Source organism: Pseudonocardia xishanensis, from assembly GCF_039541715.1.
In the GTDB taxonomy this organism is placed as follows: domain Bacteria; phylum Actinomycetota; class Actinomycetes; order Mycobacteriales; family Pseudonocardiaceae; genus Pseudonocardia; species Pseudonocardia xishanensis.
On the sequence record NZ_BAABGT010000094.1, the window covers coordinates 1 to 25142 of the forward strand.

General features: G+C 73.6%; 24 protein-coding genes. 14 read left to right on the plus strand and 10 right to left on the minus strand.

Annotation, left to right across the window (positions count from 1 at the left end; all coding sequences use genetic code 11):
- Positions 1-57: 57 nt before the first annotated feature.
- From ABD993_RS28245 to ABD993_RS28255, 3 genes are read right to left on the minus strand one after another with little or no spacing between them, the layout of a single operon-like run.
- Positions 58-453, minus strand: coding sequence for a PaaI family thioesterase (locus tag ABD993_RS28245; protein ID WP_345425435.1), 396 nt, complete (start codon positions 451-453; stop codon positions 58-60).
- Positions 454-483: 30 nt separating this feature from the next.
- Positions 484-723 (minus strand): hypothetical protein, encoded by a 240-nt coding sequence (locus ABD993_RS28250; RefSeq protein ID WP_345425056.1) that lies wholly within the window; start codon positions 721-723, stop codon positions 484-486.
- Positions 724-748: 25 nt separating this feature from the next.
- A complete protein-coding gene (locus ABD993_RS28255) occupies positions 749-1240 on the minus strand; it encodes a DNA glycosylase AlkZ-like family protein (protein ID WP_345425059.1) in 492 nt (163 codons plus the stop codon).
- Positions 1241-1290: 50 nt separating this feature from the next.
- Between ABD993_RS28255 and ABD993_RS28260 the strand changes: the two genes are divergently transcribed.
- Positions 1291-1980 carry a carbonic anhydrase gene (locus ABD993_RS28260; RefSeq protein ID WP_345425062.1) on the plus strand — a complete coding sequence of 230 codons (690 nt, stop codon included), beginning with the start codon at positions 1291-1293 and terminating at the stop codon, positions 1978-1980.
- On the opposite strand, the gene ABD993_RS28265 is transcribed toward ABD993_RS28260, so the two are convergent.
- Positions 1967-2797, minus strand: a complete 831-nt coding sequence (locus ABD993_RS28265; protein ID WP_345425065.1) for a class I SAM-dependent methyltransferase — start codon at positions 2795-2797, stop codon at positions 1967-1969. The two genes, ABD993_RS28260 and ABD993_RS28265, sit on opposite strands and share 14 nt — an antisense overlap.
- Positions 2798-3058: 261 nt before the next feature.
- On the opposite strand from ABD993_RS28265, the gene rpsA reads away from it, so the two are divergent.
- The 5 genes from rpsA to ABD993_RS28290 all read left to right on the plus strand — a co-directional run bounded on the left by rpsA (position 3059) and on the right by ABD993_RS28290 (position 8164).
- Positions 3059-4546, plus strand: a complete 1488-nt coding sequence (rpsA, locus tag ABD993_RS28270; protein ID WP_345425068.1) for a 30S ribosomal protein S1 — start codon at positions 3059-3061, stop codon at positions 4544-4546.
- A 158-nt stretch (positions 4547-4704) separates the two neighbouring features.
- Entirely contained in the window at positions 4705-5394 is a 690-nt protein-coding gene (locus ABD993_RS28275) for a hypothetical protein (RefSeq protein ID WP_345425071.1), read from the plus strand.
- Positions 5395-5561: 167 nt separating this feature from the next.
- Positions 5562-6758: a dephospho-CoA kinase gene (gene coaE / locus ABD993_RS28280; protein WP_345425074.1), complete on the plus strand. Its 1197-nt coding sequence runs from the start codon at positions 5562-5564 to the stop codon at positions 6756-6758.
- Positions 6759-6875: 117 nt separating this feature from the next.
- A complete protein-coding gene (locus ABD993_RS28285; protein ID WP_345425077.1) occupies positions 6876-7532 on the plus strand; it encodes an RNA polymerase sigma factor in 657 nt (218 codons plus the stop codon).
- Positions 7529-8164: a hypothetical protein gene (locus tag ABD993_RS28290; protein ID WP_345425080.1), complete on the plus strand. Its 636-nt coding sequence runs from the start codon at positions 7529-7531 to the stop codon at positions 8162-8164. Before ABD993_RS28285 ends, ABD993_RS28290 begins: the two co-directional genes overlap by 4 nt.
- 9 nt (positions 8165-8173) lie before the next feature.
- On the opposite strand, the gene ABD993_RS28295 is transcribed toward ABD993_RS28290, so the two are convergent.
- On the minus strand, positions 8174-8698 hold the full coding sequence (locus ABD993_RS28295) for a ribonuclease FAU-1 family protein (RefSeq protein ID WP_345425083.1): 525 nt from the start codon (positions 8696-8698) through the stop codon (positions 8174-8176).
- Positions 8699-8762: 64 nt separating this feature from the next.
- Between ABD993_RS28295 and uvrB the strand changes: the two genes are divergently transcribed.
- The 3 genes from uvrB to ABD993_RS28310 all read left to right on the plus strand — a co-directional run bounded on the left by uvrB (position 8763) and on the right by ABD993_RS28310 (position 12824).
- Complete coding sequence (uvrB, locus tag ABD993_RS28300; RefSeq protein WP_345425086.1) at positions 8763-10949, plus strand: excinuclease ABC subunit UvrB; 2187 nt, start codon at positions 8763-8765, stop codon at positions 10947-10949.
- Between the two features lie 329 nt (positions 10950-11278).
- On the plus strand, positions 11279-12478 hold the full coding sequence (locus tag ABD993_RS28305) for a glycosyltransferase 87 family protein (protein WP_345425089.1): 1200 nt from the start codon (positions 11279-11281) through the stop codon (positions 12476-12478).
- A 10-nt stretch (positions 12479-12488) separates the two neighbouring features.
- Positions 12489-12824 (plus strand): MmcQ/YjbR family DNA-binding protein, encoded by a 336-nt coding sequence (locus tag ABD993_RS28310; protein ID WP_345425092.1) that lies wholly within the window; start codon positions 12489-12491, stop codon positions 12822-12824.
- On the opposite strand, the gene ABD993_RS28315 is transcribed toward ABD993_RS28310, so the two are convergent.
- Positions 12821-13723: a LysR family transcriptional regulator gene (locus ABD993_RS28315; RefSeq protein WP_345425095.1), complete on the minus strand. Its 903-nt coding sequence runs from the start codon at positions 13721-13723 to the stop codon at positions 12821-12823. The genes ABD993_RS28310 and ABD993_RS28315 overlap by 4 nt on opposite strands.
- Positions 13724-13794: 71 nt before the next feature.
- Here ABD993_RS28315 and ABD993_RS28320 point away from each other — a divergent pair, with 71 nt between their 5' ends.
- Positions 13795-14712 (plus strand): EamA family transporter, encoded by a 918-nt coding sequence (locus tag ABD993_RS28320; RefSeq protein ID WP_345425098.1) that lies wholly within the window; start codon positions 13795-13797, stop codon positions 14710-14712.
- On the opposite strand, the gene ABD993_RS28325 is transcribed toward ABD993_RS28320, so the two are convergent.
- On the minus strand, positions 14702-15607 hold the full coding sequence (locus ABD993_RS28325; RefSeq protein ID WP_425569166.1) for an ABC transporter permease: 906 nt from the start codon (positions 15605-15607) through the stop codon (positions 14702-14704). The two genes, ABD993_RS28320 and ABD993_RS28325, sit on opposite strands and share 11 nt — an antisense overlap.
- Positions 15604-18504, minus strand: coding sequence for an alpha/beta fold hydrolase (locus ABD993_RS28330; RefSeq protein ID WP_345425101.1), 2901 nt, complete (start codon positions 18502-18504; stop codon positions 15604-15606). Before ABD993_RS28330 ends, ABD993_RS28325 begins: the two co-directional genes overlap by 4 nt.
- A gap of 227 nt (positions 18505-18731) precedes the next feature.
- Between ABD993_RS28330 and ABD993_RS28335 the strand changes: the two genes are divergently transcribed.
- Positions 18732-20309, plus strand: a complete 1578-nt coding sequence (locus tag ABD993_RS28335; RefSeq protein ID WP_345425104.1) for a purple acid phosphatase family protein — start codon at positions 18732-18734, stop codon at positions 20307-20309.
- A 244-nt stretch (positions 20310-20553) separates the two neighbouring features.
- Positions 20554-21654 (plus strand): TerC family protein, encoded by a 1101-nt coding sequence (locus tag ABD993_RS28340; protein WP_345425107.1) that lies wholly within the window; start codon positions 20554-20556, stop codon positions 21652-21654.
- A gap of 134 nt (positions 21655-21788) precedes the next feature.
- Here ABD993_RS28340 and ABD993_RS28345 read toward each other — a convergent pair whose 3' ends face one another.
- Both ABD993_RS28345 and ABD993_RS28350 read right to left on the minus strand, forming a co-directional pair.
- The gene (locus ABD993_RS28345) at positions 21789-22286 is read right to left on the minus strand and encodes a metallophosphoesterase family protein (RefSeq protein WP_345425110.1); all 498 of its coding nucleotides are present in this window, start codon (positions 22284-22286) and stop codon (positions 21789-21791) included.
- Positions 22286-22660, minus strand: coding sequence for an FKBP-type peptidyl-prolyl cis-trans isomerase (locus ABD993_RS28350; protein WP_345425113.1), 375 nt, complete (start codon positions 22658-22660; stop codon positions 22286-22288). Before ABD993_RS28350 ends, ABD993_RS28345 begins: the two co-directional genes overlap by 1 nt.
- A gap of 92 nt (positions 22661-22752) precedes the next feature.
- Between ABD993_RS28350 and ABD993_RS28355 the strand changes: the two genes are divergently transcribed.
- Positions 22753-23637, plus strand: a complete 885-nt coding sequence (locus tag ABD993_RS28355; RefSeq protein WP_345425116.1) for an MOSC domain-containing protein — start codon at positions 22753-22755, stop codon at positions 23635-23637.
- Positions 23638-23659: 22 nt separating this feature from the next.
- Positions 23660-25132 (plus strand): MFS transporter, encoded by a 1473-nt coding sequence (locus ABD993_RS28360; protein WP_345425119.1) that lies wholly within the window; start codon positions 23660-23662, stop codon positions 25130-25132.
- Positions 25133-25142 lie beyond the last annotated feature (10 nt).

The window sequence follows — 25142 nt, forward strand, 5'->3', positions numbered from 1 at the left end:
CGACAACATCAAACCCGCCGGACCAAGATCAGCTCTTCGGCTACTCGCGGATTCGGGTCAGACCTGCGGCCGCGTGTCGCGGTGCAGGCAGGTCAGCTTCGCCGTGCAGGTGCGGCGGCCCTGCTCGTCGGTCAGCACGATCTCGTGGGTCGAGGTGCTGCGGCCGACGTGCAACGGGCGGGCCACCCCCGTCACCCAGCCCTCGGTGGCGGCGCGGTGGTGGGTGCAGGACAGCTCGAGGCCGACCGGGAACCGCTCGGGCAGCGCGTGCACGGCGGCGAGCACCGAGCCCAGGGTCTCGGCGAGCACGCCGCTGGCGCCGCCGTGGAGCAGGCCGTAGGGCTGGCGGTTGCCCTCGACGGGCATCCGGCCGCGGACCTCATCCGCCGTGACGGAGAGGAGCTCGATCCCCATCCGGTCGTTCAGCTGTCCGGGCGTGAAGGTCTGCTGCATCTCGGCGGCGTCGATCGGCACGCGAGGAGCCTAGGCCCACCTGATCTCGCCCAGCGCCTCGACGGCCCGGCGGGTGCCCGCCGGGAGCGGGGCGAAGGGGCGGACCTCGGCCACGTCGCCGTCGGGCTCCCGGACGCCCGCCCGGCCGTCGACGACGAGGACGGGGGAGATCCAGCCCGCCGTCCGGCTCACCTCGGCCGCGCGGCCCGCGGGGATCGCGCGGTCGCGGTGGCTGCGCGGCGCGATGACCCACGGATCGAAGCCGGGCAACAGGAACGGGCCGTCGGCGGGGTGCTCACCCGCGGCCGGGGTGGCCGCGAGCGTCGGTGTCCTCGGTGTCCTCGGCGGCGACCCAGGCGGACCATCCCTCGATGTCCACCGCCTCGACCGGGGCGGCCGTGAGCCGGCGCTTGGCCGGGGTGGCCCGCTCGCCCCACCACCTCCCGACGTCCTCGGCGTCCGCCGGGCCGTTGGCGCGCAGGAACCGCAGCAGGATCTCCCGGTTGGCCGCGTCGGTGTCCGGGCGCTCCAGCGGACCGGGGTGCACGAAGGTCCCGTCCGGCCCGGAGCGCAGGAATCCGTGTGCCGCAGCGGGTTCGAGCAGCATTCCCCAGCTCGTGGCCATCGGCTCGGCGAGCTCGGGGCGGCCGAGGTCCGCCACCACCCGCTCGACGAGCTCGGCACGGGTCAGCGGCTCCGGCCCCAGCACCCGGCCGATGGCGGCGGTGATCTCGCCGAGCGTCCTGGCGTCGTGTGATCCACATCGCTGAAGCGGGTGAGTCGGCACGACACCGCTATTTTCGGGACGAAACGTTGCGTGCTGCACAGGAGTGGGCGATGCGAGGGATCGGGCGGCGGGCCGCGGTGCGGGGTCGGGTGGGGGCGGGTCTGGGCGGCCTGCTGGCGACCGGCGCCGCGCCTGCCGTTGCGGAGCCGGGTGTCGTCCCGACCGCGGACGAGGGGCTGCGGCTGCTCCTGGAGGGCAACCGGCGCTGGCAGGCCGCCCGCCCCGACCACCCGCACGAGGGCGCGGGGATCCGGCGGTCCCTGGTCGCGGCCCAGCACCCGTTCGCCACGATCCTGTCCTGCGTCGACTCGCGGGTGCCGCCGGAGCTGGTGTTCGACCAGGGCCTCGGGGACCTCTTCACCGTCCGCACCGCGGGCGAGGTGCTGGACGACGCGGTGCTCGGCAGCATCGCGTTCGGTGCCGGTGAGCTGAGGATCCCGCTGGTCGTGGTGGTGGGGCACTCGTCGTGCGGGGCGGTCGGCGTCGCGCTCGACGCCGTCGACGCGGGGGAGGAGGGCGCCGGGCACCTGAGGTACCTGGTGGAGGCCATCCGCCCCGCCGTCCCGCCGCAGGGACCGGATCGGGCGGCCCGGGTCGCCGCGGCCGTGGACGACAACGTGCGCCGGGTGGTGCACATGCTGCGGTACGACTCCGATCTCCACGAGTCCGTCGAGCAGGGCGGCCTCACCGTCGTCGGCGCCCGCTACGACCTGGACTCGGGGGCCGTCACCCTGCTGTAGGGCGGTGGGTCACGAAGATCGCCGTGCCGGGGAAGAGCCTGCCGCGCAACGGGGACCACTGGCCCCAGATCCGCTCGCGACCCTCCGGCCACTCCGGCTCCACCACGTCGTCCAGGACCAGGCCCGCGGCCACCACGTCCCGGACCCGGTCGCCGAGGGTCCGGTGGTGCTCGACGTAGGTGGCCCGGCCCGCGTCGTCCACCTCCAGGTAGGGGGTCCGGTCGAAGTACGACTGGGTGACGGTCAGCCCGTCCGGCCCCGGGTCGTCGGAGAACATCCAGCGCATGGGGTGGTTCACGGCGAAGACCCAGCGGCCGCCGGGGCGCAGCACCCGGAACACCTCGCGCATCACCTGCACCGGCTCGGCGACGAAGGGCACCGCGCCGAAGGCGGAGCAGGCGAGGTCGAAGGTGGCGTCCGGGAAGGGGAGGTGCTCGGCGCCGGCCTGGACTAGCGGCACGGCGATCCCGGTCCGCCGGTTGAGGTCCGCGGCCGCCGCCAGCATCCCGCGGGAGAGGTCGAGGGCCACCGGGTGCGCGCCCCGGGCCGCCAACCAGCGCGAACAGGGCGCCGAGCCGCAGCCGACCTCGAGCACGCGGCGCCCGCGCACCTCGCCGAGCAGGCCCGCCTCGGCCTCGTGCAGGCCCTCCGGGCACCAGACGAACTCGGTGTCCCCGATGTCGCGGCCGTGCTCGGCGAGGTAGTCCGCGGCGTCCGCGTCCCACCAGGCGCGGCTGGCCCGCTCCGACTCCGCCGAACCGACCTCCCGACGGGCCACTCCGGCGGTCCCCAGGAGCTCCTCCGCGCTACCGTCCACGTGCGGAATCGTCCCAGTTCGCGCCGGGGGACCCGCATTGCCCCACTGATCGGGTGCCGCGTACCATCGCGTACACCCGTGGTCAACGTGTGCGAGGTCCGGCTCGGTGACACTCACGAGCAGGTCGTCGCCGCGGGAGGTTTCCTCGGGGAATCGACGATCGAAGGTGACTGGAAGATCGACTCAGTCACGGCTACACGCACCCGCCCGGCCGCCCGATGCGGTCACAACGACATCCATCCCACCGGAGCACCCCACTACATGTCCACCGACACCACCGCCGCCCCGACCCACACGACCCCGCAGGTCGCCGTCAACGACATCGGGTCGGAGGAGGACTTCCTCGCCGCCATCGACAAGACGATCAAGTACTTCAACGATGGCGACATCGTCGAGGGCACCATCGTCAAGGTCGACCGCGACGAGGTCCTGCTCGACATCGGTTACAAGACCGAAGGCGTCATCCCCTCGCGGGAGCTGTCGATCAAGCACGACGTCGACCCCGCAGAGGTCGTCGAGGTCGGCGAGTTCGTCGAGGCCCTCGTCCTCCAGAAGGAGGACAAGGAGGGTCGCCTGATCCTGTCCAAGAAGCGTGCGCAGTACGAGCGCGCCTGGGGCACGATCGAGGCTCTCAAGGAGGCGGACGAGCCCGTCGAGGGCACCGTCATCGAGGTCGTCAAGGGCGGCCTGATCCTGGACATCGGGCTCCGCGGCTTCCTCCCGGCCTCGCTGGTCGAGATGCGCCGCGTCCGCGATCTGCAGCCGTACGTCGGCCGCAAGATCGAGGCCAAGATCATCGAGCTGGACAAGAACCGCAACAACGTGGTGCTGTCCCGCCGCGCCTGGCTGGAGCAGACCCAGTCCGAGGTCCGCAGCGAGTTCCTCAACCAGCTGGCCCGCGGCCAGGTGCGCAAGGGCGTCGTCTCGTCGGTGGTCAACTTCGGTGCGTTCGTCGACCTCGGCGGGGTGGACGGCCTGGTGCACGTCTCCGAGCTGTCCTGGAAGCACATCGACCACCCGTCCGAGGTCGTCGAGGTGGGCCAGGAGGTCACCGTCGAGGTGCTCGACGTCGACCTGGACCGTGAGCGCGTCTCCCTGTCGCTGAAGGCGACGCAGGAGGACCCGTGGCGCCTGTACGCCCGGACCCACGCGATCGGCCAGATCGTCCCGGGCAAGGTCACCAAGCTCGTCCCGTTCGGCGCGTTCGTCCGCGTCGAGGAGGGCATCGAGGGACTGGTGCACATCTCCGAGCTGGCCGAGCGCCACGTCGAGATCCCGGAGCAGGTCGTCCAGGTGGGCGACGACTGCATGGTCAAGGTCATCGACATCGACCTGGACCGCCGCCGCATCTCGCTGTCGCTCAAGCAGGCCAACGAGGGCATGACGGTCGACACCGAGTTCGACCCGACGCGTTACGGCATGGCCGCCGAGTACGACGACCAGGGGAACTACATCTACCCCGAGGGCTTCGACGTCGAGACCGGCGACTGGCAAGAGGGCTTCGAGTCCCAGCGCGAGGCCTGGGAGAAGGAGTACGCCGAGGCGCACGAGCGCTACGAGCAGCACATGACGCAGATCCGCAAGGCCGCCGAGGCCGAGGCGGAGGCCACCACCGAGACCGGTGCGGCGAACTACTCCTCCGGGAGCGCCCCCGCCTCGACCGGTGGTGAGCCCGCCCAGAGCGGTGGGTCGCTGGCCAGCGACGAGCAGCTCGCGGCTCTGCGGGAGAAGCTCTCCGGCGGCGCCTGATCCGTTGGTCCGAACGGCCCCGGTCCTTCTGGACCGGGGCCGTTCGGCGTTCCCGGCTACTCCACCGAGTGTCGCCGCGATCACGATCGGGCTCCGTTCGGTGACAGTGTGGGCGCGCCGAGTGAGTCGATCACGGTCCGCCCCTTACCGTGGATCACATGCGGTGGGGGCGGCGGACGGCGGCGATGCTCGCGCTCGGGCTGGGTGTGCTCACCGCCTGTTCCGCCGGACCGGTGGGCGGAAGCACCGCAGTGCCCACGTTCGCGTCCTCCGACGTCAGGACGAGTGGCGCGGCCGCACCGCGGATCGGGCTGCCGGAGGACTGCGGCACCTTCCTGGCGCCGGACGACCTCGGCGCCCTCTTCGCGCGTCCGCTCGGGTCCACCGCCATGCGCACGATCAAGGGTGTGCCGGAGCCGACGGTGGGCCGGACCGAGCGGGTCGGCTGCCGCTACAGCGCGAGCGGCCCCGGCGGCGGGAACACGCTGCTGGACATCAACCTCGGCCGCTACGCCGACACCGCCGCGGCGACCCGGCAGTGGCAGCTCAACACCAACGCCGAGCGTTCGGACGGGCAGTCCCGCGACCTCGCGATCGGCACGGCGAAGGCCGTCGCGGTCGAGCGGCGCACCGAGACGCTCCTCGCCGTGGTCTACGGCGTCGACACCCTCACCTTCGTGCTCCCGGTCTCCGCGCGCGCTCCGGGCCCGCCGGTCGACCGGCTCGTCGACCTCGCCCTGCGGGTCCTGCCGCGGGACGGGGCGAGCCAGCCCTCGCCGCCGGACACCCCCGCCGCGCCGCCCGCGACCCCGACGACCACCGAGCCGAACGCCGTCGCCGCCGGGTGATCCCCGGTCGGGGAGGAGAGCGGTCGCTGGGCGACCGGTTGCCGCCCGAGCTGTGGATCATGGGATGGGGCGGCCCGTCGCCTCGCTGATCCATGGTCGGGGAGCGGGGCGGTCGTTTCCGGACCGCCCAGCGCCCGAGGTGTGGATCACCCCCTAGGGTGGGCGTCGTGCTGCAGATCGGGCTGACGGGCGGGATCGGCGCGGGCAAGTCCACGGCCTCGCGCAGGCTGGTGGAGCTCGGCGCCACCCTGATCGACGCGGACCTGATCGCCCGGGAGGTCGTCGCGAAGGGCACCCCCGGCCTGGCGCGGATCGCCGAGGCCTTCGGCCCCGAGGTGATCGGCGCGGACGGCGAGATGGACCGGGCCAGGGTCGCCTCGATCGTCTTCAGCGACGACGCGAAGCTCGCGCAGCTCAACGGCATCACCCACCCGCTGATCGGGCGACGGACCGCCGAGCTGGTCGCCGAGGCGGGCCCCGAGGCCGTCCTCGTCTACGACGCCGCGCTGATGGTCGAGCAGGGCTCCCAGGCACGGTTCGCGCTGGTCGCGGTGGTGGACACCGCCGAGGACGTCCGGGTCCGGCGGCTCGTGGAGTCCCGCGGGCTCACCGAGGCGGACGCGCGGGCGCGGATCACCAAGCAGGCCACGGACGCGCAGCGCCGGGCCGCTGCGGACGTGCTGCTGCCCAACGACGGCACCCCCGAGGAGCTCGTCGCGCGGGTGGACCGGCTGTGGGCCGAGCGGCTGGTGCCGTTCGAGGAGAACGTGCGGTTGCGGCGGGCCGTCCGCGGCGGGGCGCCGGTGGTGGTGGACCCGGATCCGGGCTGGGCCGCGCGCGGGGAGCGCCTCGCGGCGAGGGTCGCGTACGCGGCCGGGTCGGTGGGGCGCGGGGTGGCCCACATCGGCTCGACCGCGGTCCCGGGCCTACCCGCCAAGGACGTCACCGACCTGCAGCTGGCCGTCCGCTCGCTGGACGAGGTGGACGCGCTCGTCGAGCCGCTGGCGGCCGTCGGCATGATCGAGATCCCGGAGATCGTGCAGGACGACCCCCAAGCCGCCGATCCCGATCCCGCGCGGTGGCGCAAGCGCTACTTCGGCGGCGCGGACCCGGGTCAGCGGGTCCACCTGCACATCCGCGTGCACGGGGCGCCGGGCTGGCGCTACGCGCTGCTGGTCCGGGACTGGCTGCGGGCGGACAGTGCGGCGTGCGCGGAGTATCTCCAGGTCAAGCGGGCCGCGGCGGAGGAAAGCGGTGGGGACCCGGACGCTGCGCGGTACGTCGGGCGCAAGGAGCCCTGGTTCGACGCCGCCCTCCCGCGCGCCGAAGCCTGGGCCGCATCCACCGGATGGCGGCCGGAGTAATACGCTGAACGGGCTCTCGGGCCCCGGCGTCGCTGTAACGGGGGACGACGCGGGCACGATAGCCGGGCAGGACCGTCACGACGGGTGATCCCGATGCGGGGTCGGTAAGGGGTCGGGGTGAGCGCGCAGGTCTCGGAGGACTCCGAGGTGTCGGAGATCGACGAGCCGACCGTTTTCGCCCCGGAACCGGACGACTCGGTCGTCGAACGGGATGTCCCGGAGGCGCCGCGTGGCGGCCTCCGTGCGGACTTCGGCGCCCACTTCGAGGCGCACTATCCCCGGCTCGTCGGTCAGCTCTTCGCGATCACCCTGGACTCGGGCGCGGCGCACGATCTCGTGCAGGACGCCTACTCCCGGGCCTGGCGCCGCTGGTCGGAGGTCCGCGAGGGGGACGCCGAGGCCTGGGTACGCCGGGTCGCGGTGCGCGCCTCCCGCAACCCCTTGCGGCGGCTCGCCGCCAAGCTGGGGCTGCGGACCGGGCGGGTACCGGAGCAGGAGGGGCTCGACCCCCGCACGGCCTCGGTCCTCGCGGCGCTGGCCGAGCTCCCGCTGGAGGAGCGCCGGGCCGCGGTGCTGGTGTACATGGCGGGGATGACCACGGGCGAGGTCGCGGTGCTGGAGGGCGTGTCGGTCGGCACGGTCCAGGCGCGCCTCAACCGGGTCGGGACCCGGATCGAGCATGCTGTGGCGGGGCTGGCGTTCGTCGCGCCCGCGGGCGCCGCGGACCACGAGGACACGGCGGGGGAGACCCCGGCCGAGGAGGAGGACCGGTGACGAACCCGCTGTCGGGCGGACGCGGCGCCGAGGAGCTGCGCAGGCTGGACGACGAGCTGGCCGCGGGCGTGACGCTGCCCGCGGTGGACGACGTGCTGCGTCGGGCCGGCGCGGTCAGCCGCGCGAGCGGCGCCGCCGCGGCCGCCGTGCTGACCGTCGGCGCGCTGGGTGGGGTCACCGCGATCGGCACCGCGGCGGCCCAGAGCGCGCCGCCGGTGGCCGCGCCCGTCGCCGAGGTCGTGCCGCAGACCACCACGCCGGAGACCCCCGCGCCGGTGGCGCCCCCCGTCGAGCAGGCGCCGGTCGTGGCGCCGCCGCCCGCCGCGGTGGTGGAGCAGGATCCCGCGCCCTCGACCACGAAGCGCCGGGTCGTCCCGCGGACCACCACGGTGAAGCCCAAGCCCCCGGCACAGCAGCCGGTCGCGCCGCCGCCCGTGGTGGCCCCGCCGCCGGTCGTGGTGCCGCCGCCGGTGGTCACGACGACGCCCCCGATCCCCGAGGGCGGGCCGGACCCCACCACGCCGACGACGGCGCCGACCACCACGACCACGTCGACCACGGCGTCCGGGCCCACCAGCAGCACGCCGGAGAAGCCCGGCGAGAGCGCCGCGCTGACCGCGGGCCGGGTCTGACCCCGCGGTTCAGCACGCCCGCGCCGCGCCGTCCTCCCGCCAGGTCAGCGTGATGCCCCGGGTGGCCAGCCAGGCGTCCAGGTCGTGGCCGTGCACGGCGAGGGCCGCGGTGACCTCGGTGAGCCGGTGCAGCGCCCATTCGGCGGTGGGCGGGTCCACCAGGCCGGTGGCGACCGCCTCGACGAACTCGTCGACGTCCAGCACCTCGGTCCACTCGCCGGTCTTGACGATCACGTCCAGGTAGAGGTCGGTCGTGCGCCAGACCTGCTCGCCCGGCTCGACGCGGGCGATGTCCAGGTAGAAGTCCTGGTGCCGCTCGTGGCCGGGGTTCCAGGTCCAGTCGCTGACGATGATCCCGAGCTCGGGCAGCAGCCACGACTCGATCCAGCTGGCCGACTCCCGCCCGACGATCGCCCGGCTCATGTAGAGGCCGAAGGGCGCGCGGCGGTACTCGGTCACCTCGCGGCGGAAGCCCTTGTTGTCCACGTTGACGCCGGATCCGACGTCGTAGGTCTGGATCTTCGGCGGGTGCACGGGTCCAGCGTGCCCGAAGAGACGGCGACGGGAAACTGTCGGTGCCTGCTCGTACCCTGGGGTCATGGCATTCGCGACGGAGGTACCCGGCAGTGCGCGCGAGGGTGGAGAGGCCGACGTGCCGCTCGCGCACTCCGAGCACCGCCCCGCCGGTGACATCGAGCGGACCGGCGGGCGGTTCGAGGTCGTCAGCGAGTACGAGCCCGCCGGGGACCAGCCCGCGGCGATCAAGGAGCTGACCGAGCGGATCAACCGCGGCGAGCAGGACGTGGTGCTGCTCGGCGCCACCGGCACCGGCAAGTCGGCGACCACGGCGTGGCTGATCGAGCAGGTGCAGCGGCCCACGCTGGTGATGGCGCCCAACAAGACCCTCGCCGCGCAGCTGGCCAACGAGCTGAAGGACATGCTGCCGAACAACGCGGTGGAGTACTTCGTCTCGTACTACGACTACTACCAGCCCGAGGCGTACATCGCGCAGACGGACACGTACATCGAGAAGGACTCCTCGATCAACGACGACGTGGAGCGCCTGCGGCACTCCGCCACGCAGAACCTGCTGTCGCGCAGGGACGTCGTGGTCGTCGCGTCGGTGTCGTGCATCTACGGTCTCGGCACCCCGCAGTCGTACCTGGACCGCTCGGTCAAGCTGGAGACGGGTCTCGAGCTGGACCGGGACGCGTTCCTGCGGCTGCTGGTGGACGTGCAGTACACCCGGAACGACGTGGCGTTCGCCCGCGGCACCTTCCGGGTGCGCGGGGACACCGTGGAGATCATCCCGGCGTACGAGGAGCTGGCGATCCGGATCGAGTTCTTCGGGGACGAGATCGAGTCGCTCTACTACCTGCACCCGCTGACGGGGGACGTCGTGCGGCAGGTGGACGAGGTGCGCATCTTCCCGGCCACGCACTACGTCGCGGGGCCGGAGCGGATGGAACGCGCGGTGCGGGACATCGAGAAGGAGCTGGAGGAGCGGCTCGCGCAGCTGGAGAACCAGGGCAAGCTGCTCGAGGCGCAGCGGCTGCGCATGCGCACCCAGTACGACCTGGAGATGATCCGGCAGGTCGGGTTCTGCTCCGGCATCGAGAACTACTCGCGCCACATCGACGGGCGCGGCCCGGGCACGGCACCCGCCACCCTGATCGACTACTTCCCGGAGGACTTCCTCCTGGTGATCGACGAGTCGCACGTGACCGTGCCGCAGATCGGCGGCATGTACGAGGGCGACATGTCCCGCAAGCGGAACCTGGTGGAGTTCGGGTTCCGGCTCCCGTCGGCCACCGACAACCGGCCGCTGACCTGGGAGGAGTTCGCCGACCGGATCGGGCAGACGGTGTACCTGTCGGCCACGCCCGGGCCGTACGAGCTGTCCCGCACCGGCGGCGAGTTCGTCGAGCAGGTCATCCGGCCGACCGGACTGGTGGACCCGGAGATCGTCGTGAAGCCCACGAAGGGCCAGATCGACGACCTGGTGGGGGAGATCCGCGAGCGCGCCGAGCGGGACGAGCGGGTGCTGGTCACCACGCTGACCAAGAAGATGGCCGAGGACCTCACCGACTACCTGCTGGAGCTGGGCATCCGGGTGCGGTACCTGCACTCCGAGGTGGACACCCTGCGGCGGGTGGAGCTGCTGCGCCAGCTGCGGCTCGGCGAGTACGACGTGCTGGTCGGCATCAACCTGCTCCGCGAGGGCCTCGACCTGCCCGAGGTGTCGCTCGTCGCGATCCTCGATGCGGACAAGGAGGGCTTCCTGCGCTCCGGCACCTCGCTGATCCAGACCATCGGGCGCGCGGCGCGGAACGTGTCCGGCCAGGTGCACATGTACGCGGACAAGATCACCGACTCCATGCAGCACGCGATCGACGAGACGGACCGGCGCCGGGCCAAGCAGATCGCCTACAACACGGAGCGGGGCCTCGACCCGAAGCCGCTGCGGAAGAAGATCGCGGACATCCTGGACCAGGTGTACCGGGAGGCGGAGGACACCGAGGTCCCCGTCGGCGGTTCCGGCCGCAACCAGTCCCGCGGCAAGCGGGCGGCGGGGGAGCCGGGGCGTGCCAGCTCGGGCGTCGTGGCCGGGCGGGACACCAAGTCGATGCCCCGCGCCGAGCTGGCCGACCTCATTCAGCAGATGAGCGACCAGATGCTCGCCGCGGCCCGCGACCTGCAGTTCGAGCTCGCCGCCCGGCTGCGGGACGAGATCCAGGACCTGAAGAAGGAGCTGCGCGGGATGGACGCGGCGGGGATCAGGTAGCGCCACGCCGCTCGTCCTGCACCACCTGGTCGCCCGCCGCGCCCGCCCGGCCCTGGCCATGATCCATGTCTGGGGAGGGGGACGGTCGGATCTCGACCGCCCGGCTCCTCGGGTACGGATCCTGCTCTGGTGGGGGCAGCCGGCTCCGGTCGTGATCCGCACTCGGGGAGCGGGACGGTCGGGGTTCGACCGTTCTCCTCCCCGTCGGTGGATCACGTGCGCGGTGGGAGGGGTGTGGGCGAGGCGGGCGCCGGGGCCGCTCGGTACCGTGTGCGTCGCCGACGCACGCTCCGTGCCGGCGAGACCGCAGTCCAGGAGGGCGGCCCCGCGTGACCGTGTCCAGCAGCCGATCGGGTGCCGACGCAGCTCAGCGGGTGCGGGCGTGGGTGTTGGCTCCGCGGACGCCGCTGCTGGTCGGGCTGCCCCTGCTGGCGGTGTCGGTCACGCTGATGCTGCTGCACACGCACGGCTACCACATCGATCTCGAGGTCTACCGGATCGGCGTGCAGACCTGGCTCGCGGGCGGGGACCCCTACGGCCCGCTGCCGCCCACGATCTCCGGGTTGGCGCTGCCGTTCATCTACCCTGTCTTCGCGGCGATGGTCCTCACCCCGTTCGCGCTGGTGCCGTGGACCGTCGCGTGGGTGTCGCTGTTCCTGCTGTCGCTGGCGAGCCTGGCGGTGACCCTGTACGTCACGGCGCTGCGGGCCTGGCCCGCGGGTGGCCGGTCCGGCGCGCTGTCGGTCGCCTCGCTGGCGCTGCCGTTGCTGCTGTGGATCGAGCCGGTGCTCGAGACGGTCGAGTTCGGGCAGGTCAACCTGATCCTGATGGCCCTCGTGGCGGTGGACTGCCTGGCGCCGCGGACGTGGTGGCCGCGCGGCACGCTCGTCGGGATCGCGGCGGCCATCAAGCTCACCCCGGCCGCGTTCGTCCTGTTCTTCCTGCTGCGCAAGGACGTCCGGGCCGCGGTCGTGGCCGCGGCGACCGCGATCCTGGCCACCGCGCTCGGGTTCCTGGTGGACGCGCAGGCCTCGGCCACCTACTGGTTCGGCGGGCCGGCCTCCGGGGTGAGCGGGTCGGTGTTCTACACCAACGAGACGGTGCAGGCCGTCGTCGCGCGGTGGGGGGTGCACGGGCCGCTGCTCACCGGGATCTGGCTGGTCGCGGCGGTCGTGCTGCTGGTGCTCGTGGTGCCGATCGTGCGCCGTGCCGACCCGGCCGTCGCGCTGTCCGCCACCGCGGCCTTCACCCTGCTCGTCTCGCCGACGTCCTGGTCGCACCACTGGGTGTGGATCGCGCCCGCGGTGATCGCGGTCGGGGCCCACGCCCTGCGCACGGGCGAGCGGGGCTGGATCGCGCTCACGGCGGTGCTCGCCGTGGCGTTCTCGGTGGCGCCGTTCCGGTGGCTGCCGGGCAACAACGAGGTCGAGCTGACCTGGAACCCGCTGCAGCAGGTCGCAGGCGCCACGTACGTGATCATCGCTGTGGTGCTGCTCGCCGTCGGGTGGCGGAGGTACCAGCGGACATGACCCACCGCGCATGACGCACGAGGAGCTCGTCGCCTACGCGCTGGCCAAGCCCGGCGCGCAGCCGGACGAGCCGTGGGAGGGAGACCTCGTCGCCAAGGTCGGCGGGAAGATCTTCGCGTTCCTCGGCGGCGAGGGCGTCGGCCTCAAGTGCGGGCCCGACGCGGACGCCGCGGCCGAGCTGCGGGACCGCTACCCGGGCGCCGTCACGGTCTCGGCGTACATCGGCCGGTACGGCTGGAACGTCGTCAGCCTGGACGGCACCGTGCCGGACGACGAGCTGCGCGAGCTGGTGGACGAGTCCTACGCCGCGATCGTGGCCAAGCTGCCCAGGTCCAAGCGGCCTTAGCGGGTCACCTCGGCGACCGCGGCCCCCAGCGCCGCCACCACGGCGCGGACCGCGGGCCGTTCGGCCACGCTCTCCCGCATCACCACCTCCACCATCCGCGCCGCGCGGACCCCCGCGAGCGTCCGGCGGGTGAAGCGGCGCCCGCCGCGGTCGTCGGTGGACCAGCGGGGGAGCAGGGCCACCCCGACGCCCGCCGCGACGAGCTCCTCGGTCACCGAGAAGTCGTTGATCCGCTGCACGACCCGCGGCCGCGCGCCGGTCAGCGTGGTGAGCGAGCGGAGCACGTCGTCCACCGGCCAGCCGACGTTCACGCTGATCCACGGCTCGTCGGCGAGGTCGGCGAGGGCGATCCGGCGGCGCCGGGCGAGCGGGTGCCCGGGTGGGAGCACGACGTCCAGCGGCTCCCTGACCAGCGGGACCACCCGGTGCCGAGGACTGTCCAGCGGGGCGGCGTTCTCGTCCCGGTGCGTGACGACGAGGTCGTAGTCCGCCGCCAGGACCGGCACCTCGGCGGGGGTCATGTCGACGTCTCGCACCTGCAGGTCCACACCCGATCCGGCGATCCGACGCAGCAGCCCGGCCATCATCATCCGGGCACCCGAGGGGAACAACGCCATCCGGACCACGCCGTGCGGGGTCGTGCGCAGGGCCTCGACGGCCGCGTCCGCCCGGGCCAGCGCGGCCAGGACGTGCTCGGCCTCGGCCACCAGCGCCTGCCCCGCCCCGGTGAGCCGCAGCCCCCGCCCGGCGGGCTCGGTGAGCGGCATCCCGACCTCCTCGGCGAGCGCCTTGAGCTGCTGCGAGATGGCCGACGGGGTGAAGGACAGCGCCGCCGCCACCGCCGTGACCGACCCCCGGTCGGCGAGCTCGCGGAGCACCCGCAGCCGCTGCACGTCCATGAAGCCACGCTACAACGTCTGTGCAGAAGATATCGCTGGTCTTCCGAGTCGTCGGGACGCACGGTGGGGAGGTGACCGTGCGACACCGGCTCCTGGCCGTCCTCGTCGCCGCCCTCTGGGGCGGCAACTTCCTGGCCATCCACGTGGGCCTGGAGCACTTCCCGCCGCTGTTCCTGGCGGGCCTGCGCATGCTGGTGCTCGCGGTCCCCACGCTGCTGTTCGTGCCCCGCCCGCAGGTGCCGTTGAAGTGGCTGGTCGGCTACGGGATCGGCTTCGGCACCATCCAGTTCGTCTTCCTGTTCGTGGCGATGGACGTGGGGATGCCGACGGGCCTCGCCTCGCTCGTCCTGCAGGCGTCCGCCCCGTTCACGGTCCTGCTCGGCGCGCTGTTCCTGCGGGAGCGGCTGTCCCCGCGGCAGGCGGTCGGGATCGCGCTGGCGATGCTCGGGCTGGCGGCGATCGCGGTCTCCCGGGCCCAGGCGGCCGCGGTCCTGCCGGTGCTGCTGACCCTCTGCGGCGCGCTGGGGTGGGCTTTCGGCAACCTCTGCAGCAGGCTCGCCGCCCCGCCCAAGCCGATGCAGCTGACCCTGTGGATGTGCGTGGTCCCGCCGATCCCGCTGTTCGCGGCATCGCTGTTCAGCGAGGGGCCGACTGCGGGCCTGACCTCGCTGCGGGCCGCCTTCTCCGTCGACGGGCTGCCCGGGTTCGCCGCTTTGCTCTACCTGTCGGTGTTCGCCACGGTCATCGGGTCGGGCATCTGGACCTGGCTGATGCGGCGCTACCCCGCCGGGGTCGTGGCGCCGTACTCGCTGCTGGTGCCGGTGGTCGGGATCGCGTTGGCCGCCGTGGTCCTGGGCGAGCGTCCGACGGTCACCGAGCTGGTGTCCGCGGTGGTGATCGTCGGGGGAGTCCTGCTGGGCACCCCGCGGCCCGCCCGGACCGCGCCCACCGAGGTCGTGGGAACGGAACGGGCCGCGCTCAGCTCGTGATGTCCTTGCGGTGGAAGCGCCAGGCCGCCGCGGCGAAGAAGACCGTGGCGTACACGACGCTGCCGAACAGCCCGCGGGTCATGTCCCCCCAGTCCGGCGCCGAGCCGAGCAGCCCGGACCACGCGTTGGCGTAGTGGGTCGGCAGGTAGTCCCGCAGGTCCTCCAGCGCGGTGATCTGGTCGAGGATCTGCGACACGATGGACGCCATCACCGCCCCGCCGACCGCGCCGAGCGGGGCGTCCGTGCTGACCGACAGCAGGGTGGCGAGCCCCGCCACCCACAGCAGGTTCAGCGCGACGTACAGCCCGCCGAGCAGCACGCGGGCCACCGCGGGCCCGTAGCCGAGCGACTCGCCGGTGGGGCTGACGAGGTCCCCGGTGCCGTAGGCGATCGTCCCCACGACGAGCGAGACGACCGGGAGCAGTAGCACCCCCACCAGCGACAGCAGGCCCGCGACCAGCGCCTTCTGTCGCAGCAGCCGGGCCCGTGGGACGGGCGCGGCCAGCAGGTACCGCAGCGACGACCAGCTGGCCTCGGAGGCGATCGTGTCCCCGAAGAACAATGCCACCACCACGACCAGCAGGAACCCCGCGGACGCGAAGAGGGCGAAGATCGCGAAGTTGGTCCCGCTGCCCTGGGCGAGGTCGACGAGGTTGACCGAGGAGCCGGGGGCCGCGGTCGAGCTGAGCGAGAACGCGATCCACAGGATGACCGGCAGCAGCGCGACCAGCCCGAACGTCACCTGTGTGCGGCGACGGCGCAGCTGGCGCACCAGCTCCACGCGCAGCGGCAGCGTCCGCCCCGGCACGTACGAGGTGTGCGGGGAGCCCTCCGCGGACAGCAGGCCGACGTGGCCCTTGCGCGTGGAGACGTCCGAGTACTTCTTGTCGCTCACGGCGCGGTGTCCTCTCCGACCAGCTGCAGGAAGGCGTCCTCGAGACGACGGCGTGGACCGGCCGACTCGACCGACACCCCCGCCTCGACCAGCGCCTGGACGGCCGAGGCCCGCGGGGTGCCGTTGAGCTCGGCGTGCACCGTCGACCCCTCGGCGGCGACGTCCCGGACGCCGGCGAGGGCGCCGAGGACCTCGACGGCCTTGTCCGGCGCGTCCACGGCGAAGCTCGCGGCACCGCCGCCGGCGATGATCTCGTCCACGGTGCCGGTGGCCACGACCTTCCCGTGGTGCATGACGACCACGTGCGAGCAGGTCTGCTCCACCTCGGCCAGCAGGTGGCTGGAGACCAGCACCGTGCGGCCGCCCTCGGCGTAGCGCCGCAGCAGCTCGCGCATGGCGTGGATCTGGGGCGGGTCGAGCCCGTTGGTCGGTTCGTCCAGCACCAGCAGCTCGGGCAGGCCCAGCATGGCCTGGGCGATGGCCAGCCGCTGCCGCATGCCCTGGGAGTAGGTGCCGACGCGGCGGTGCACGGACTCGCCGAGCCCGGCGATCTCCAGCGCCTCCTCGAGGTGCGCCTCCGCCGTGGGTCGTCCCGTGGCCGCCCAGTACAGCCGCAGGTTGTCGGCGCCGGAGAGGTGCGGGAGGAACCCGGGCCCCTCGACGAACGCCCCGATCCGGGCCAGCACCGGCGCCCCCGGCCCGACGGGCTCGCCGAACGCCCGGATCGTGCCCGCCGTCGGCGCGATCAGGCCCATGAGCATGCGCAGCACGGTGGTCTTGCCCGCGCCGTTCGGTCCGAGCAGGCCGAGCACCATGCCCCGCTGCACGGTGAACGAGACCTCCTTGACCGCGCTGAACCCGCCCTTGTAGGTCTTGGCCAGCCCGGTGATCTCCAACGGCGGCGCGTCAGCGACCCCGGCGGGCGTGACCTCGCGGCGGCGCCGGAGCACCCGCGCGACGAGCCATGCCGCGAGCGCCGCGGCCAGCACGATCGCGATCCCCACCAGCGGCCAGACCGGCACGGTGTTCGGGGTGCTCGCGCGGCCGGGGACCACGGGCACCGCGAGATCGGTCCCCTGCGCGAGACCGACCCGCCACACGGCGGGTTCGGTGGTGGCCGCGTACGCCTGGTCGGTGGTCCCGAACGCGACCTCGAGGTGGTTGCCCGCCTCGATCGGCGCCACCACGCCGGGCAGCGTCACGGTGACCCGCGCGGGCGAGCCGTCCGACGGCACGGCGACCCGAACCGGCGCGACCGCGCTGCCCAGCAGGGTGCGGTTGCCGGTGGGGTCGACCTCGAAGGTCTTCCCGAACAGCACGGCCTCGGCGGGCGCGGGCTGGCCGGGGACCCGGGCGATCTCCAGCGTGACCCGCGGCGCCCCGGCGACGTCCACCTGCGCGCCCGCGGGCTCGGCGGCGAACGACGCCGACTGCCCCGGGAGCACGGCGGTGAACGCCGACAGCCGCCCGCCGAGGCCCCCGAGCGCGCCACCCAGGCCGGGCAGCGAGGTGATCGCCGCCGGGTTCCCGCCGGGCGGGTTCGTGACGACCTGGGGCTCGCCCGCCAGCGGCAGCTGCTGCGTGGTGACGGCCGGGCCGCCGAGACCGGGGTAGGCCTCGGCCGCGACGGAGCGGGTGGTGGCGGTGGTCCGGCCGGCGCGGATGCCGCTCTCCACCTCGTAGACGAACCCGTCCCGCGCCTCGGCCGCGGTGGCCCCGCCGCCGCGCAGGTGGGTGTCGAACCAGTCGCCGACCCGGTCCCGGACGGTCTGGCCGGGGGCCCCGCCGTCGTGTCCGCCCGCGTACCAGGCGACCTCGACCGCGGTGCCGTTCGCGGCGATCTGGCGCGCGTTGGCATCCGCCTGGTCGAGGCCGAACAGCGTGTCCTGCTCGCCCTGGACCAGCAGGGTCGGCGCGGTGATCCGGTCGGTGACCGAGACCGGGGACGACCGCCGCAGCAGGGCCTCGGTGGCGGGGGAGAGGGTGCCGGTGGTGGCGGCGTCGGTGTACGCCGCGCAGACCTCGGCGGTGAAGCGGCCACAGGTCAGCGGGAGACGGGTCGCGGGCAGCGCACCCGACGGGGTCGCCGTGCCGTCCGAGGCCGCGGCGCCCGCGGATCCGCCCGCACCCACCGTGCCGTCCGAGCCCGCCGTGCCGTCCGAGCCCGCCGCGCCGTCCGAGCCCGCGGCGCCGTCCGGTCCCGCGGAACCGACCGAGAACAACGTGCCCGCCCAGGCCCGCTTGAAGACCCCGTCCCCCGCGAAGGCGCCCCGCGCGGGGGTGTCCTCCGGCAGCGGGCCGGTGGCGGCGGCGTTGGGGAACAGCGCCTGGGTGAGGTCGTTCCAGGTGATCACGGGCGCGGTCGCGTCGATCCGCGGGTCGTAGCCCGCCAGCAGCAGCGAGAGCCCACCGCCGTACGACGCGCCCGTCACCCCCACCCGCGGGTCGCCCGGGCCGTCCTGCTGCACCTCGGGACGCTGCGCCAGCCAGTCGACCAGCTGCTGCGCGTCCGCCACCTCGTAGTCCGGCGAGTCCAACGCGATCTGCCCGCCGCTGGCACCGAACCCCCGGGCCGACCACGCCAGCGCGACGTACCCGCGGGCCGCCAGCTCGCGCGCGTCCGCGTCCACCGACCGCTTGCTGCCCCCGAACCCGTGCGCGACGAGCACGGCGGGCGCCGGTGTGGTCGCCGGCAGGTAGAGCGTGGTGTCCAGGGAGATCGTGTCGGTGTGCCCGGGCCCGCTGCGCACGTCGATCCGCTGCTCGCTGGTCGAGACCGCGGTGGCGCCCGTGGAGCCGGGCGCGGGCGTGGGCGTGGCGGCGGCGGCCACCCCGGGGGTGAGCAGCAGCGCGCCCACGACGACGAGCGCGCCGGTGGCGCGCAGGAGACGGGACACGAACGCACGGTATCCGGGCACACCGACACCGCGCGCGTTCCACCTCAGGCGGCTCTCAGCGCGGCGACGGACCTCACGTTCCGGACGAACGGCGCGTCGGACACGGGCGCCGAGTGGTCGGACTCGGGGGCTGTGGTGTCGGAGTCGCGGTGGGGTGGCGGTGGGTCCCCCGGACGCGCCGCGCCGGGTGCGGCGCTCCACCGCCCGCCGCGGGGGAGGGTCGGGCGGTGGCGACCATCCCGGAGGACCAGGAGCGGCTGCGGGACCTGTGGCGCCGCCATCCCGTCAGCCGCCGGGCGGTGCTGCGCGGGGCGACCGGCACCGCGGCGGCCCTGGCGCTGACCACCGGGCCGTGGGCCGGGCCGGCGCGCGCGCAGGCCGACGGGGGACGCGCCGTCGTCGGGCGGCACCTCTCGTTCGGCGACGACCCCCGCACGGCCATGGCGATCGCCGGTGAGATCACCGCGAGGCCCGAGGGCGCGGTGCTGGTCGACCTCGGCCTGGACACGGCCTACGGCGCGACCCTGCCGGTGGAGGTCCGGAACCTGGTCACGCCCGGTGCCGCCGAGCAGTACTTCGCCCACGCCGCCGCGACCGGCCTGCGCGCCGGAACCGAGTACCACTACCGCTTCCGGCTCGCCGACGGCCGCCTCACCCCGGACGCCGTCTTCCGCACCGCCCCCGCGCCGGGCGACCGGGCGCCGTTCGTGTTCACCGCGTTCGCCGACCAGGGCGTCAACACCGGCGGCGGCGACTTCGCGAACCGCTACAGGACCGACGAGGGCCGCACCGAGAAGCCCGCCGACAGCCTCACCGCGCTGGTCGCCGCCGACCGTCCCGCGTTCCACCTGCTCGCGGGCGACATCTGCTACGCCGACCGGCCCGGCGCGGGCAAGTCGGACGACGAGTTCGACCCCGGCCTCTGGACGGCCTACCTGACCGCGATCGAGCGCAGCGCCGCCACGACCCCGTGGATGTTCGCCACCGGCAACCACGACATGGAGGCGATGTACGACGACGGCGGCGCGGGTCACGGCTACGGCGGCCACGCCGCCCGGCTGGACCTCCCGCGCACCGGCCCGGCCGGGTGCCCGTCGGTCTACGTCTTCACCCATGGCTGCGTCGGGGTGGTCAGCGTGGACGCCAACGACCTCTCCACCGAGATCCGCGCCACCACCGGCTACAGCGAGGGCGCGCAGACCCGCTGGCTCGACCGGACCCTCGCCCGGCTGCGCACCGATCCCGCGATCACCTTCGTCGTCGTGTTCTTCCACCACTGCGCCTACTCGACGAGCGACTCGCACGCCTCCGACGCCGGCGTGCGCGAGGCCCTGACCCCGCTGTTCGACCGCCATTCCGTCGATCTCGCGGTCCAGGGCCACAACCACCAGTACGAGCGCACCGACCCGATCCGCGGCGGCCGGCCGACCCGCGTGGCCCCGGACCACGCGACCGTGCGCTCGGACACCGACGGCACCACCTACGTCTGCGTGGGCTCCGGCGGCCGAGCGAGCAACGGCTGGCTCGACGGCGGCGGCGACCGCCACCGCGGCGCCCCCGGCGAGGACCGGGAGATCCGCAGCAGGGTGACGGGCGAGGGCGGGGAGGACGACGAGACCGTCGCCTGGTCCCGCGTGCGCTACCGGGGCTATGCGTACCTGCGGGCCGAGGTCGACCCGGGCCTGCCGGGCGGGACGGCGAGCCTGCGCCTGCACGCGATCACCGACGGCGGCGAGGAGATCGACCGCGTGGATCTCACGCGGCCCGTCCCGAGGCTCGCCGTGGCGGCCCGGCGGCCCATCTGACCTGGTCACCGGGTGCGTTCGGTCACCCCGGCTGGCGGGGTCGGCGGCGCGGGGTACAAACTGGACGGGCACCGCAGGGGAGTATCCCGTTCGCGGTGGCGTCGTCAGCACGTGGAAGGGCCCGCCGCCCCGGAAGAGACAATCAGGCGGACCCGGAAGCCGGCGCCACCGATCCGCCCACCGGCGGAGGGGAGAGACCTCGGGGCAGTTCGCTGCTGCCCTCGAGACCCTGGAGATCGACCCTGTGAACGTGCCCGTCTGGCTCTGGTTCGCCACCATCGGCGGCCTCCTGGCCATCATCCTCGCGGACCTCCTCCTGGTCGACCACAAGCCGCACGCGGTGACGATCAAGGAAGCCACCCGGTGGGTGCTCTTCTACGTGGCGCTGGCGGTGCTGTTCGGCCTCGGCCTCTGGTTCTTCGCGGGCGGCCAGTATGCGGGGGAGTTCTTCGCCGGGTACATCACCGAGTACTCGCTCTCGGTGGACAACCTGTTCGTCTTCGTCATCATCATGTCGAGCTTCAAGGTGCCCGCGATCCACCAGCACCGGGTGCTGCTCGTCGGCATCGTGATCGCGCTGGTCATGCGCGGCGCGTTCATCGCCGTCGGCGCAGCCGCGATCAACGCGCTGAGCTGGGTCTTCTACGTCTTCGCCGCGTTCTTGATCTACACCGCCGTGAACATGGTGCGGCAGGGCATGGGCGGCGGGGACGAGGACTGGCAGGAGCCCCGGGTCGTCGGCTGGGTGCGCAGGCTGTTCCCGGTGACCGAGGACTACCACGGCTCGAAGACCACCGTGAAGCTCGACGGCAGGCGCTGGGTCACCCCGATGCTCATCGTGATGATCGCGATCGGGCTCACCGACCTGCTCTTCGCGCTCGACTCGATCCCCGCCATCTTCGGCCTCACCCAGGAGCCCTTCCTGGTCTTCACGGCCAACGCCTTCGCCCTGATGGGCCTGCGCCAGCTGTACTTCCTGCTCGGCGGGCTGCTGAGGAAGCTGGTCTACCTGTCCTACGGGCTCGCGGTGATCCTCGCGTTCATCGGCGTCAAGCTGGTGCTGCACGCGCTGCACGAGAACGAGCTGCCCTTCCTCAACGGCGGCGAGCCGATCCCGGTCCCCGAGGTCAGCATCGCGGTGTCGCTGCTGGTCATCGTGGGTGTCCTGGCGATCACCACGGTGCTCAGCCTGGTCGCGGTCCGCCGGAACCCGGCGCTGGCCGAGGGCCACGGGGCCGTGACCGTCCCCGTCGCGCACGACGCCGCCGAAGCCGCCGAGATGGACGCCCACGACCGCGAGGTCGACCAGCGCCAGGCCGCCGCGGACGCCACCCACCAACGCTGACCGTGAGTGGCGCTCGGGGTCCCCGAGCGCCACTCAGCGACGCTCGGGGTCCCCGAGCATCGGGACCGACCGGAGCTGGGGGTCCCCAAGCGTCGCTCTCCGGTGCTCGGGGTCCCCAAGCAGCCGAGCGAGCGTCAGGGTTCGAGGTGGTGCAGGTCCACCCAGCGCAGCTCGCCGTCCGCCGCGGAGGCCGTCATCCACGTGTGTGTGGGTTGGCGGCGGCGGTCGGTGGGGGAGCCGGGGTTGAGCAGCCGCAGGCCCGTCGGTGCCACGGAGTCCCACGGGATGTGGGAGTGGCCGAAGATCAGCACGTCCGTGTCCGGGAACCGCGTCGCCATCCGATGCTCCCGGCCCTGTGCGGCCCCGGTCTCGTGCGTGACGGCGAACCGGAGGCCGCCCGCCTCGAACCGGGCCACCTCGGGGAGCCGCTCGCGCAGCTCGGGGCCGTCGTTATTGCCCCGGACCCCGACGACCCGGGGCGCCCGCTCGAGCAGCGCGTCGAGCAACCCCGGGTCCATCCAGTCGCCCGCGTGCACCACGAGGTCGCACGCCGCGACCGCCTCCCACAGCCGGGCGGGCAGGTCCTTCGCCCGCACCGGCAGGTGGGTGTCGGACATGATCAGCAAGCGCACTAGCGCACGGCGACCAGGTCCACCACGAAGATCAGCGTCTCGCCGCCCTTGATGACACCGCCCGCGCCGCGGTCGCCGTAGCCCAGGTGCGGCGGGATCACGATGCGACGGCGGCCGCCGACCTTCATGCCCTGCACACCCTGGTCCCAGCCCTGGATGACCTGGCCCGCGCCGAGCCCGAAGTTCAGCGTCTGGCCGCGGTTGTAGGAGGCGTCGAACTCCTCGCCGGTGGAGTGGGCGACCCCGACGTAGTGCACGGCGATCTGGTTCCCGGCCTTCGCCTCGGGGCCGTCGCCGACGGTGATGTCGATGATCTCGAGCTCGGTGGGGGCGGGGCCGTCGATCGGGTCGACGTCCGGCTTCTGCGGGGCCACTGTCGTGTCCTCCCTGTTGGCGTGCGAGTCGGTCGCCGAGCCTGCCAGATCGGCGGTGGTGTGACCCCGTGGGCCCCGGGTAGGCAGGACACATGACCCCCCAGTCGACAGTGCCGTCGGTCCGCTCGCTGCACCGCTTCCCCGTCAAGTCCATGCAGGGTGAGCAGGTGGAGACCCTCACCCTGCTGCCGGGCGGCGCGCTGGGGGACCGGGCGTACGCCGTCGTCGACGCCGCGGACGGGACGGTGGCCAGCGCGAAGTACCCGCGGAAGTGGGGTGCGCTGCTGGGCTGCTCGGCCCGGTTCCTCGGCGAGCCGACGCCGGACACCGCACCCCCGCCCGTCGCCGTCACCTTCGCCGACGGTCGGACGCTGGAGTCCGGCCGCGAGCTGGACACCGCGCTCTCCGAGCTGCTCGGCCGGGCCGTGACGCTCTCCGCGGACCCCGTCGCCGGGGCGCAGTTCGAGGAGCAGTGGCCGGTCATCGAGGGCCTCGCGCCGCAGGGGTTCATCGACGGCACGACCGTCGAGCACAGCGACGGCGAGGCGGTGAGCCGGATCGCGACCGCGGGCCTGACGCCCACGGACTCCTTCCTCGACCTCGGTGTGCTGCACCTGATGACCACCTCGACCCTGGCCGCGCTCGCGGCCGCCGCGCCGGAGTCCGTGTTCGACGTCCGCCGGTACCGGCCGAACCTGGTGCTGGACACCGGCGCGGCCCCGGAGTTCCTCGAGGACGACTGGGTCGGCCGCACCTTCGCCGCGGGCGCGGCCCGGTTCACCGTGACCATGCCCACCATGCGCTGCGTGATGACCACGCTCGCGCAGGAGGGCATCCCCGAGGACCGCGACACGCTGCGGACCATCGCGAAGGTCAACCGCCGCAGCATCCCCGGCATGGGGACCTGGGCGTGCGCGGGGGCGTACGCGGACGTGGACGCCGCCGGGACCGTCCGCGTCGGGGAGCGGCTTGGCTGAGCTGGAGGTACGTTCGCAGGCGATGACCAGCGAGGCCTACACCCCCGACCCCCGCCGCTGGCGGGCACTGACCGTCACCCTCGCGGCAGGGTTCATGACCCTGCTCGACGTCAGCATCGTCTCCGTGGCGCTCCCGTCGATCCAGCAGGGCCTCGCCACGAACCCGGCGGGCGCCCAGTGGGTCGTCTCGGGCTACGCGCTGACCTTCGGCCTGGCCCTCGTCCCCGCGGGCAGGCTCGGGGACGCCTACGGCAGGCGTCGGTTGTTCCTCATCGCGCTGGTCGCGTTCGTGGTCTGCAGCGCGGCCTGCGGGATCGCGCCGTCGATCGAGCTGTTGATCGTGGCCCGGCTGCTGCAGGGCCTCGCGGCGGGCACCCTGGCCCCGCAGAACTCCGGGCTCATCCAGAACCTGTTCCGCGGCGCCGAGCGCGGCCGGGCGTTCGGCTTCTTCGGCGCCACCGTGGGGATCTCCACGGCGGCGGGCCCGATCGTCGGCGGGCTGCTGCTGGCGGCCTTCGGCGAGCCGGACGGCTGGCGGTGGATCTTCTACGTCAACGTGCCCATCGGGGTGCTCGCGGTCGTGCTGGCCGCGCGGCTGGTCCCGAAGGTGGGCACCGGCGGGGACCGCAAGCCCATCGACTGGACCGGCGCCGCGCTGCTCGGGCTCGCGGTCCTCGCGTTGCTGTTCCCGCTGGTCCAGGCCGAGTCCGGGGGTGTGGCCCGGTTCTGGTGGCTGTTCCCGCTCGGCGCCGTGCTCGCCGTGCTGTTCGTGCTCTGGGAGCGGCGGGAGCTGCGCCGCGCACGCGAGCCGCTGCTCGACCTCCGGCTGCTCACCGAGACCTCCGGGTACGCACCCGGTGCGCTGGTCGGGCTGGTCTACTTCACCGGCTTCTCGGGCGTGTGGATCGTGTTCGCCCAGTTCTTCCAGAACGGGCTCGGCTACACGCCGCTGCAGTCCGGGCTCTCGGTCACGGCGTTCGCCGTCGGGTCGGCGGTCTCGGCCGTCGTGGCCGGGCGCCTGGTGGAGCGGTTGGGCCGGAAGCTCACCGTCGTGGGGCTGAGCCTGGTCACGGCGGGGATCACGGCATCCGCGCTGGTCCTGCTGCTCGCGCCGGGTGACCTCGCCGGGTTCTGGATCGCCCCGGCGCTGCTGGTCGGCGGCATCGGCGGCGGGTTCACGATCTCGCCCAACATCACCATGACCCTGCGCAACGTCCCGGTCCGGATGGCGGGATCGGCGGGCGGTGCGCTGCAGACCGGGCAGCGGGTCGGTGCCGCGGTCGGGACGGCCCTGGTGGCGGGTGTGTTCTACGCCGTGCTGGCCGCTGCGGGGAACTCCTATCCCGTGGCGATCGCCGGTGCGCTGGCGGTGGCCGTGCTGACCACGCTGGTGGCGCTGGGCGTGGCGATCGTGGACCTCCGCCACGAGCGGCGGGCGATCCACGACGCCGACCTGGCCGAGGCCGCCGCCCCCCACCACGTCTCCCACGACTGAGGGGGCAGCC

Bases quoted from the DNA above. Each gene is read 5' to 3' on its own strand.
- ABD993_RS28245 (WP_345425435.1), bottom strand. From the start codon at position 453: ATGCAGCAGACCTTCACGCCCGGACAGCTGAACGACCGGATGGGGATC.
- ABD993_RS28260 (WP_345425062.1), top strand. From the start codon at position 1,291: ATGCGAGGGATCGGGCGGCGGGCCGCGGTGCGGGGTCGGGTGGGGGCG.
- rpsA (WP_345425068.1), top strand. From the start codon at position 3,059: ATGTCCACCGACACCACCGCCGCCCCGACCCACACGACCCCGCAGGTC.
- ABD993_RS28275 (WP_345425071.1), top strand. From the start codon at position 4,705: ATGCGGTGGGGGCGGCGGACGGCGGCGATGCTCGCGCTCGGGCTGGGT.
- uvrB (WP_345425086.1), top strand. From the start codon at position 8,763: ATGGCATTCGCGACGGAGGTACCCGGCAGTGCGCGCGAGGGTGGAGAG.
- ABD993_RS28310 (WP_345425092.1), top strand. From the start codon at position 12,489: ATGACGCACGAGGAGCTCGTCGCCTACGCGCTGGCCAAGCCCGGCGCG.
- ABD993_RS28315 (WP_345425095.1), bottom strand. From the start codon at position 13,723: ATGGACGTGCAGCGGCTGCGGGTGCTCCGCGAGCTCGCCGACCGGGGG.
- ABD993_RS28355 (WP_345425116.1), top strand. From the start codon at position 22,753: ATGACCCCCCAGTCGACAGTGCCGTCGGTCCGCTCGCTGCACCGCTTC.
- ABD993_RS28360 (WP_345425119.1), top strand. From the start codon at position 23,660: ATGACCAGCGAGGCCTACACCCCCGACCCCCGCCGCTGGCGGGCACTG.